This is a genomic window from Bacillus sp. P4_D3, assembly GCF_056401855.1.
Genome location: NZ_JBFUIN010000097.1, coordinates 1 through 9,901 on the forward strand (window position 1 = coordinate 1; position 9,901 = coordinate 9,901).

At 35.9% G+C, this 9,901-nt stretch carries 10 protein-coding genes; 1 reads left to right on the forward strand and 9 read right to left on the reverse strand.

Annotated elements, in window-relative coordinates; translation table 11 throughout:
- From phnW to AC1DTM_RS12895, 6 genes are all read right to left on the reverse strand, one after another.
- Positions 1–799: 2-aminoethylphosphonate--pyruvate transaminase (phnW, locus tag AC1DTM_RS12870; RefSeq protein WP_477000313.1), on the reverse strand; the 799-nt coding region annotated here is incomplete at its 3' end.
- 15 nt (positions 800–814) lie between these two features.
- A complete protein-coding gene (gene phnX / locus AC1DTM_RS12875) occupies positions 815–1,609 on the reverse strand; it encodes a phosphonoacetaldehyde hydrolase (RefSeq protein ID WP_016104250.1) in 795 nt (264 codons plus the stop codon).
- 21 nt (positions 1,610–1,630) lie between these two features.
- Complete coding sequence (locus AC1DTM_RS12880) at positions 1,631–3,388, reverse strand: putative 2-aminoethylphosphonate ABC transporter permease subunit (protein WP_016104249.1); 1,758 nt, start codon at positions 3,386–3,388, stop codon at positions 1,631–1,633.
- A complete protein-coding gene (locus AC1DTM_RS12885; RefSeq protein ID WP_016104248.1) occupies positions 3,389–4,390 on the reverse strand; it encodes a putative 2-aminoethylphosphonate ABC transporter ATP-binding protein in 1,002 nt (333 codons plus the stop codon). It abuts the gene before it with no gap.
- Positions 4,391–4,409: 19 nt separating this feature from the next.
- The gene (locus AC1DTM_RS12890; protein ID WP_477000314.1) at positions 4,410–5,486 is read right to left on the reverse strand and encodes a putative 2-aminoethylphosphonate ABC transporter substrate-binding protein; all 1,077 of its coding nucleotides are present in this window, start codon (positions 5,484–5,486) and stop codon (positions 4,410–4,412) included.
- 228 nt (positions 5,487–5,714) lie between these two features.
- Positions 5,715–5,870 carry a hypothetical protein gene (locus tag AC1DTM_RS12895; RefSeq protein WP_002011566.1) on the reverse strand — a complete coding sequence of 52 codons (156 nt, stop codon included), beginning with the start codon at positions 5,868–5,870 and terminating at the stop codon, positions 5,715–5,717.
- Between the two features lie 97 nt (positions 5,871–5,967).
- Between AC1DTM_RS12895 and AC1DTM_RS12900 the strand changes: the two genes are divergently transcribed.
- A complete protein-coding gene (locus tag AC1DTM_RS12900; protein ID WP_016104246.1) occupies positions 5,968–6,351 on the forward strand; it encodes a DUF3905 domain-containing protein in 384 nt (127 codons plus the stop codon).
- 39 nt (positions 6,352–6,390) lie between these two features.
- On the opposite strand, the gene AC1DTM_RS12905 is transcribed toward AC1DTM_RS12900, so the two are convergent.
- The 3 genes from AC1DTM_RS12905 to phaC form a co-directional block, all read right to left on the reverse strand.
- Positions 6,391–7,740, reverse strand: a complete 1,350-nt coding sequence (locus AC1DTM_RS12905; RefSeq protein WP_088098837.1) for a TrkH family potassium uptake protein — start codon at positions 7,738–7,740, stop codon at positions 6,391–6,393.
- Positions 7,741–7,763: 23 nt separating this feature from the next.
- Positions 7,764–8,957, reverse strand: coding sequence for an NAD(P)/FAD-dependent oxidoreductase (locus tag AC1DTM_RS12910; protein ID WP_088098836.1), 1,194 nt, complete (start codon positions 8,955–8,957; stop codon positions 7,764–7,766).
- Positions 8,958–9,051: 94 nt separating this feature from the next.
- A partial coding sequence (gene phaC, locus AC1DTM_RS12915) for a class III poly(R)-hydroxyalkanoic acid synthase subunit PhaC (protein WP_477000315.1) occupies positions 9,052–9,901 on the reverse strand: 850 nt, incomplete at its 5' end.

Genomic DNA, 9,901 nt, shown 5'->3' on the forward strand with positions numbered 1-9,901 from the left:
CTCTTACCCCGCCTTCTTCTTCTAATTCAAGCAATGCCTGATAAAAAGCGTGTACAACATGTGTAGGTGAAGTAAAACGCCATTTCCCATTTTGCTCTTCCATCGTTTCCCATTGATCATATAAATCTAATGATAAAGAACGGGCTTGCCCTTTGCATTTCAATAATTCATCACGATTTGCGATGACAAAACCGAATCCGGGAACACCTTGAATACATTTATTCGCACTACTAATTAGAAAGTCAATTTGCAACTCAGCGATATCCATTTCAATACCACCGAAACTACTCATCGCATCAACCAGTGTAACTTTTCCGTATTGTTTTCCCAATTTACATACATCTACAATTGGATTAATAATACCTGTCGTTGTTTCACAATGAACAACTACAATATGCGTAATCTTTTTATCTTGTTGCAATAATTGTTCTACTTCTGCAATATTAGTAGGCTCCCACTCTTCTGTTTGACTGACCACCACATCTATATGTAACATCTCTGCCATTTGTACAATCCGCTTTCCGTACGCACCATTTGTACAAACTAGCAGCTTTCCGTTTCTAGGAATAACAGAACCAATTACTGCTTCAACCGAAAACGTACCGCTTCCCTGCATTAAAACCGTTGTGTACTTTTCTGCTTCCTTTGTCGCTAACGATACAAGCCTATTTCTTACATCTTGCACCATCGTGTTATATTCAACATCCCACGTACACCAATCGTATAGCATAACTTCTTTTACCGTTTTTGTTGTCGTTAATGGTCCTGGCGTTAATAATAAATAGTGATTTTCATTCATGACCCTATGCCCCCTTTATGAAATAATAAGTTCTTGTTTCTCGATATGTTCAATTACGCTTTCGAGCTCCTGCATCGTTTCAATTGTAAAATGAGCCCCATTTTCAATGAAACGATTACGAACTACTTCTATTTTTTCACGAAGCTCTAACGGATCCATATTCTCAACTTCCTCTTCCATTAAACCGAGCTCACTACTACCGAGGATTACACCAACTGTCCACATTCCAGCATTTCTGCCCTCTTTCATATCTGACACGGTGTCTCCAACTTTTATCATATGATCCATTGGATATACACCTAATTCCATCGCATTTTTATAACACATCCACGGATATGGACGACCTGCTGGAACATCATTTGGCGTCACAAGAAAATCAGGTTTATACCCTTGTATTTCTGCTTCTTTTGCAACAATGTCCATCATTTCTCTCGTATAACCAGTTGTTGATCCAATTTTAATACCTCTTTCACGTAGTGAAGAAACCACTTCTTTTACTCCATCAATTGGCGTGGCATAGTACGGTAAATTAGCAAAGAGAATTTCTTCAAATTCTTCATACATCTCATTAATGTCTGCTTCTGTTGGTAATTGTCCGAAAACACGCTTCCACTCATTTGCAATACGAGGCATTTCTGTTAGTGCCCTTACATGATCTATTTTTAATAATCCCATTGGCTTACGTGCTTCTTCTGCTGTAATTTCAACACCGCGTTTATGAAAAATCTTCATGAATACTTCTAATGGTGCAAAACATCCGTAATCAACTGTCGTACCTGCCCAATCTAAAATAACTGCTTCAATTTTCATTCTATCCATCACCCTTCTTACTTATCTTTTTTGCCATTGTGACGTTCGGTTACGAAGTGCTTTCGTTCCCCATTCATATACAACTCTCACTACAATATTTGTAACAACAATAAGTACACTCATTGCAGCTGCTGGTGCTACATTTCCTGCATCATCCATATTTACAATTGATACAGCAGCTAGTTTAAAATCAGCCGCGTATAAGAACACTACTGCCGATACAGTTACCATTGAATTTACGAAATAGTACATAACCATTTCTAAAATAGCTGGTAAACACATCGGTACCGTTACTCGAAAGAAAGTTTTATAGAATGGTACACTCATCGACTGTGAAACAAGTTCAAACTCTCGGTCCAGTTTCTTCAAAGCAGTCGTTGCGGTAACAAACGTTACAGAGTAAAAATGAATGATATTTACTAATATTAAAACAGCAATTGTGCCATATAAGGAATGAAACGGATTTGTTACTGAAAGTCCTAGAATTTGAATTGTTGGTTGACTGAAGAAAAAGACATATCCTAATCCAAGTACTAATCCAGGAATCGCTAACGGTACAATAGAGAAAAAGTAACCTACTTTTCTGAAAAAATGTAGCTGTTCTATTTTTTCAATCGCATAAGCGAACACAAATGTTAAAATCGCCCCGATAACTGCCGTAATAGCTGAGACAATTACACTATTTTTAAATGCTTCAATTCCGTCTCCTGTCAAACTTGAAAAATTAAAATGCTCAAGTGTAAAACTCATATTATATGGCCATACTTTCACACTTGCAGCAATACCAACTGCCACAAATAAAAGAATGATCATAAACGTAACTACGCTACAATATACGAATGAAATAACATCTCTTTTCTTATTATTTATTATTCTGTAAGGCACTGCTTTTGAAGATAAGAGATTCGCCTGTTTTCTTTGCGTAATACGATCAACTGCAAATGCGAAAATAGCTGGGATTAGTAAAATCATTCCGACAGTTGCGCCCATGGACATATTTTGCTGTCCAATTACTTGCTTATATACGTCAGTAGCAAGTACGTTATATTGTCCTCCAACAATTTTAGGTGCCCCAAAATCAGTGAAACTAAGTGTAAATACAACGAACATCGCACTAATTAATCCGTATTTCACACTAGGTAAAGTAACCGTAAGAAACTGTTTCACTTTACTTGCACCTAACATATTAGAAGCTTCATATAAACGATAATCAGAACCTTGGAGAGCAATTAATAAAATAAGGAATGCTTGCGGAAATGTATACATAACTTCAGCTATTACAATTCCTACTGGTCCGTATAACGGTATTTGTATTCCTTCAAATAAACCAAACATCCCTTTTGTTATTAACCCTTGATTACCAAATAAATATGTAAGCGCAATACCGTGCATCATCGTCGGTGCGAATAATGGTAATAATGCTATGTATTGAAATACGCGCTTTCCAAAAACATTTGTACGAGCGATCGCATATGCGTAAGCGAAAGCGAGTGTAACCGAAATAATTGTTGTAGCGCCCGAAATCCATATCGTATTTTGTAGTGATTGAACTAGCGTTGGTGTTGTGAAATATTTACTGAAATTCGCAACACCAACAAAAGCTCCATCTTTATCATAAAAGGCTTGTGTAAACAGTTGTAATAAAGGCAATACAAGCATGATAAAAAATGAAAGAAGCATACCAATAATTAATAGTCTTTGTATCCACTCTTCTTTACCGATACGTCTCTTAATCTTTTTTTTTGTACTTTCTGCCTTAAAGTTTTCTAACATCTCCATCTATACAATGACCTTCTTTCCATATGACAACATATGATTTTCTGAGAAAGAGATTTGAATTGGCTTTCCTTTTCTAATAGCAGTTTCCTCTACTTCTGATGCCAATATATCCACTACAATTTTCTCATTATAAAGGTGTGTTTTCTCTTCTATGACCCGCACTTCCGTCCGGTATACAGATCCGCGAAATTCCATGCTTTCTACAACTGTTTTAATACCATTATTTTGTACAATAGTTACATGTTCAGGACGAATTGCATGTTCTTCGTTATTTTTCGAAAAGAAATTAATAGAACCAATAAAATCTGCCACAAACGGATTGGCTGGTCTTTGATAAATCTCCTCTGGTGTTCCAATCTGCATAATTTCCGCATGATTCATTACAACAATTTTATCAGCCATCGTTAATGCCTCTTCTTGATCATGCGTTACCATAATAGTTGTTACTCCCACTTTTCCCTGCAAATCACGCATTTCTCTGCGCAACTTTTCACGCACTTTTGCATCTAAAGCAGATAACGGCTCATCAAGTAACAAAATATCGGGAGACAGAGCGAGCGCACGTGCAAGTGCTACTCGCTGCTGCTGTCCACCAGACATTTGAGCAGGATATTTATCTTTTACATTCAGCAAATCAACAAGTTCTAACGCCGATAGCGCTTTCTCTTTTACTTCTGCTTTTCCATATTTTTTTGTCTTTAAGCCATATGCAATGTTTTCAAGTGCAGTTAAATTCGGAAATAATGCATACGATTGAAAAACCATTCCGAAGTTCCTCTTTCCAGGTGGTAATGCTGTAATATCTTTTCCATTCACAGCAATACTACCTGTTGTTGCCTCTTCTAGTCCTGCTAAAATTCTGAGCAACGTCGTTTTCCCACAACCACTTGGGCCTAATAAACAAACAAACTCATTTTTTTTCACAGTAAAAGAAATATCTTTTAACGCTGTAAATGCATCAAACTGTTTTTGAATGTGTTGAATTGATAAATATTCGCTCATTTTTCTCTCTCCCACTCACTTACTTTTTCGGTTCTGCTTTTTGGCCAAACTCTTTTTCCCATTTTTCTAAAATTTTGTCGCGATTTTCTGCTGCCCATTTAAAGTCATTCTTTTTATATAACTTTTCTGTCACATCTTTAGGGAACCCATCTGGAAGTTTATAATCATTTTTAATTGTCGCAAATCCATTTTTCTCAAAGTATAACTTCATTACATCATCTGTAATTGCCCAATCTAAAAATGCTTGTGCTAATTTATCATTTTTTGCATTATCTTTTTTAATAAGTGCGTTCGCTTCTACTTCCCAACCTAATCCTTCTTTCGGCAGTACAACTTCAACTGGTGCACCTTTTTGTTTTTCTTTCAAAGCACTATAAACCATTGACACACCAACTGGATATTCACCCGCCCCTGCTAATTTCGCTGGTTTTGAACCTGAATGCGTATAAGTTGCCATATTATCATGAAGTTTCTTCATGTAATCCCAGCCCKTATCTTCTCCCATAATTTGTAGCCATGCAGAAACTGTTAAAAACCCTGTTCCAGAAGAAGCTGGATGCGGCATAACTAGCGTTCCTTTATATTCTGGTTTCGTTAAATCTTCATATGATTCTGGCATCGGTAAATTTTTCTTCTTTAATTCTTCTTTATTTACAGCAATCCCCGTCATAAATGCCGTATTACCTACCCATTTTTCTGGTTGCTTATCATCTTTAAATTGCGGAAGAACACGATTTGCTCCTTTTGGAGAGTATCCTTTTAACATATCTTTTTTATCTAAAGCTAATAGACTAGACGCTGCAGTTCCCCATACAACATCTGCTTGTGTATTTTTTCCTTCAGCTAGCAATTTCGCTGTAATAACTCCAGTTGAATCACGAACAATGTTCAACTTCACGTCTGGGTACTTCTGTTTAAAAGAATCAAGATAAATCGGTACAAGCTCTTCTTCAATCGCTGTGTAAATAGTTAATGATCCAGATAATTTATCATCTTTCACTTTTGCTCCAGCACTTTCTTCTTTCTTTGCACCACACCCCATTAATAACGAAAATACCATTCCAGTTGCTACAGCCTTAAAGATTGTTTTTTTCACTGTCTCTCTCTCCTTTTACAAATCTTATGTACAACTCAAATATAAACAACTAGTGTAAAAGCAGTATTAAACCAACATTAATCTTTTGTTTGTTGTTTGTTTTTGTGTAATACGTTGCTACTTCTATGTTTTTTCTCATTTTTCCGCTAATATCAAACGTGAAATTTACAAATAATTTAAAAAACCTTTATAATCCCACAAAAAAATGAGGCGTTTGTAAAAAACGCCTCATTTTTGTTTACCTTTTTTTGAATTACGATTTGCGTACTTCGCACTATTTTCTCCTTCATACTCTAATGCAAATTCTGCATCTGGTAAGCTTTCTTTCGGAGTTTTATTATTATTAATTGCTGCATTTTGTTTTACTTTTCTTTTTACCAACATACTCACCTGCTCTCACGAAATAACTTTCTATTCTAGTTTGAAACAACTTACAGTAATTATTACTGGGAAGTGTTAACAAGTACAGAAGAGCTTATAGATGGAAATACTACATACGAACAAGCCATTACAAAAAGGAGCGATTACTTTGAAAGAAAAAGAAACGATACAATCGCCAATTTTAGACGAGACGCTCCCGCATCAAATGAATTTCCCATCATTTAAAGGCACAGGAAAACAAATGCAACAACCTTTTATTAATCAATACGATGTTGTAATTGGAGACAGTAAATACGATTCCACTAACAGTCCTCTTAATAATTGGAGTGATGAAATAGATCCTGCCGTTATGGCTGGAGAAGAATGGATCCATCCTACAAATGATATCGGATGGATCTCAGAAGAAAATCAAGAACTACTAAAAAACGAAGTTAATAACAAAAATGATGCTTTTATGCACCCTCAATTTGGAATTAACGATTAAAAAAACCATTCTACCTGACGTAGGTAGAATGGTTTCATACTATCCAATAATAATTCTCTCTTTCGGATATTTATAGCGAGGTGGTTGTTCTCTTCCACCACTAGCTAATATAAATGTTAAAATACCGACGCGTCCGATAAACATAAGTACAATGAGTACAAGTTTACCAACAGTTGTTAACTCTGGAGTAATACCTGTTGATAGTCCAGTCGTCCCGAAAGCAGAACAAACTTCAACTATTAAACTCATAAGTGGTACATTTTCCGTAATGGATAAAATAAATAGCGCTGAGGCACATAATAAAATCCCCATTGTCATAACGACAGATGCTTTCAACACGTCCTCTTCATGTAGCTGACGTTTGAAAATACGGACTGTTCTCCCGCCCCTTGCAAATGTATATAGCGATAATATACTAACAGCAAATGTTGTTGTACGTATCCCGCCCCCAACTGAACTTGGAGATGCTCCAATGAACATTAATATACTCATAAATAAAAGCGTTGGTTGTGATAATTCACGTATGTCCATTGTAGCGAGTCCACCACTTCGCGTCGTCACAGATTGGAATAATGTATAAAATACAGTTTCATGCCATGACTTTCCTACTAAAAAATGATTTCGTTCTAATAGAAAAATCATAATTGTTCCGACAATAACGAGTGCAAAAAATGTCGTTGTCGTCAATTTTGTAAATAATGAAAAGCGAAATAGTTGCTGTCGCCTTTTACTAAGGAATTGCTTTACTTCCATTAACACTGGGAAACCGATAGCTCCTAAAATAATAAGCAACATATGAATCATTTGAACAATATAATCTTTTTTGTACGGAATAAGTGATTGTCCTGTTAAATCAAATCCTCCGTTCGTTGTTGCACTCACAGCGGCAAAGAAACCGTGAAAATAAGCTTCTTGCCAAGTCGGGAAATATAGTAAAAATCTTGTACCTAACAGTATTGCTCCAATGAGTTCTATCGAAATAATTACAATTAAAATAGAACGCATCAATTCTACAAGGCCCGATAAATTTCCTTGGTTATGATCTGCCATAATTAACCTTCTTCGCTGCAAACCAATCTTTTTACCCGTTATAATCCAAACGAATGTACCAAGTGCCATAATTCCTAATCCGCCTAATTGTAAAATCAGGGCTAAAACAATAATTCCTGCTGTTGTAAACGTATCTGAAATAGTCACAACAGACAGTCCTGTAACGCTTACAGCACTAACAGATGTAAACAGCGCATCTATAAATGTCCATTTCACGCCAGGCTTCGTAACAAATGGTAAACTAAGTAAAATTACCGATACAACTACCGCTAGTAAATAAAATACAACGATAAGTTGCACGGGACGTAACTTTTGTAAAAACTTTTTTATATCTCTCATTCCATCACTTCGCTACCTTTTTTCTATCGATTAAATAAAGAAAAATCATCACTTTCTTCATTTGTAAATAACTGCTGAAATAATTTCGCAAATACCATTCCATATACAGTTCCATTTCCCCCATACGGCAGTGCGTAATATAAATTATGTATGTTTTTATCTTCTTTTAAAATAGGAAGACCGTCATGACTGCCACCAAATGCTGCTGCCCAATAGTACTCTGCCTGTATATTTTTATACTGCGGGAACATTTCTTTTACAATGTTAATAAGGAGATTACGCTTATGCAATAATTTCGTATCGCCGATTTTTTGAATTTTCAGCGCCTCATCTAATCCGCCTACAATAATGCGGTTTTGATACGTTCGACAATACAAATACGGACGTGCTGTTTCCCAAATTAATGATTGCTCATGCCAGCCTTCAAAATGATCTATCTTATTTGTCACAACGGCATAAGACGTTTCTACTGTTGTATTTTTTTCTTTCTTTCCAAAAATTGCTTCATAACCTGTCGCCATAATAACATTCTTTGCTACGACTTTATTTCCTGTATTCGTGTAACAAATTAAATCATTTTGGATTTGTTTAATATGTAATGCCTCTGTATGTTCATATATAGTAGCGCCCATTTGTTTCGCTTTATGCAAAAGACTATGCGCTAATAAATACGGATTCACTTCTGCATCACCGCTTGTATATAACGCTGCTTGTTTTGCAAATGAATAACGTTTCTTAATCTCAGACTCTGTAAAACATTCAACCGGAAATCCATAATGGCGTAACGTATTATATTCTTCTTGTAAAAATGAAATATCCTCATCTCTACTTGCATAATACAAACTATTTCGCGGAATAAAATGGGGATCAATATCGAGAGTTGGCACAACCTTCTCCATTGTTTGCAGCGCTTCATAACAAAGTCTATATGCTCGTACCCCTTTCTCTTCACCAAATGTATGAATAAGAGAGGTTAACGATTTATCATTAACAAATTGTAATAATCCTGTATTTGCAGCTGTGCTACCACATGCAATTGCTCTTTTTTCAATGAGCATAACACGCATTCCAATTTTAGCTAATGAATACGCTATATGAGCACCTGCTTCTCCACTTCCAATTACTAGCACATCACATATCATATCATTTTCTAATGTTGGATAACAAGGTACAGAAACTCCAGCACTCCAAAACAACTTACCAGTCATAAGCTTCATAATTATACTCCTACAATGTATTTTTCTCCTTCCTATGTTTCGTCATTTCCCATAAAAAAATCCAACTAACATACGCTAGTTGGATTTCTTCTCTTTAATTAGAACGCTCTTCAAGCCAATTCCCAACCGTCGGATATGTTTGCTTTACAGCCGTTCCACCATACACGATAGACATATGTCCTGTCGGCAAACATACATACTCTTTATCTGTGCTAGAAATATGATCAAGTAAAGCTTCTACTTGACATGGCAGAGCAATGTGATCACGTTTCGCAGAAATATTTAAGACATTCGCCTTAATATTTGCAAGGTCTACCTTTTGTCCKCGAATAACGAGTTCACCCTTCACTAATTTATTATTTTGATAAAAATCACGAATCCATTGTCTATAAGATTCACCTGGGAACGGAATACCATCGCCTACCCACTTTTGAACTAATTTCCAACTTTCGACGAAGCGCTCATTTTCTGAACGATCGACTAAAGCAACATATGGGCCGACAAAGTTTGTAATTGGTTTTAACATCTTATTTCCGAAATCAATCATTTCTGGCGGAATATTTCCGAATGTATCAACCGCTTTATCTAAATTGAAATATTTCTCATCTAATAAAGGACCGTATAATCCTGTTTCAGAGAAATCAAAAGGACTTGTCATAAAAATCAAGTTACGAATTGGCATGTCCGGATGAAGCGCTGCATAAATAGATGTTAACGTTCCACCCATGCAATAACCAAGTAAAGAAATCTCGTCCGATTTTGCAGTTCTCATTACCTTTTTCACTGCTTTTGCAATATAATCGAACACGAAATCATCAAATTTCAAATGACTATCTTCTAAACCAAATGTGCCCCAATCAAGCATATACACATCAAAACCACGATCTACTAAATATTCCACTAAACTATTACCTGGAGTTAAATCCATAATATACGGTTTATTA

What these genes read in the sequence shown, in the direction of transcription:
- phnX (WP_016104250.1), bottom strand. Translation starts at nt 1,609, where the DNA reads ATGAAAATTGAAGCAGTTATTTTAGATTGGGCAGGTACGACAGTTGAT.
- AC1DTM_RS12880 (WP_016104249.1), bottom strand. Translation starts at nt 3,388, where the DNA reads ATGGAGATGTTAGAAAACTTTAAGGCAGAAAGTACAAAAAAAAAGATT.
- AC1DTM_RS12885 (WP_016104248.1), bottom strand. Translation starts at nt 4,390, where the DNA reads ATGAGCGAATATTTATCAATTCAACACATTCAAAAACAGTTTGATGCA.
- AC1DTM_RS12895 (WP_002011566.1), bottom strand. Translation starts at nt 5,870, where the DNA reads ATGTTGGTAAAAAGAAAAGTAAAACAAAATGCAGCAATTAATAATAAT.
- AC1DTM_RS12900 (WP_016104246.1), top strand. Translation starts at nt 5,968, where the DNA reads ATGGAAATACTACATACGAACAAGCCATTACAAAAAGGAGCGATTACT.
- AC1DTM_RS12905 (WP_088098837.1), bottom strand. Translation starts at nt 7,740, where the DNA reads ATGAGAGATATAAAAAAGTTTTTACAAAAGTTACGTCCCGTGCAACTT.
- AC1DTM_RS12910 (WP_088098836.1), bottom strand. Translation starts at nt 8,957, where the DNA reads ATGAAGCTTATGACTGGTAAGTTGTTTTGGAGTGCTGGAGTTTCTGTA.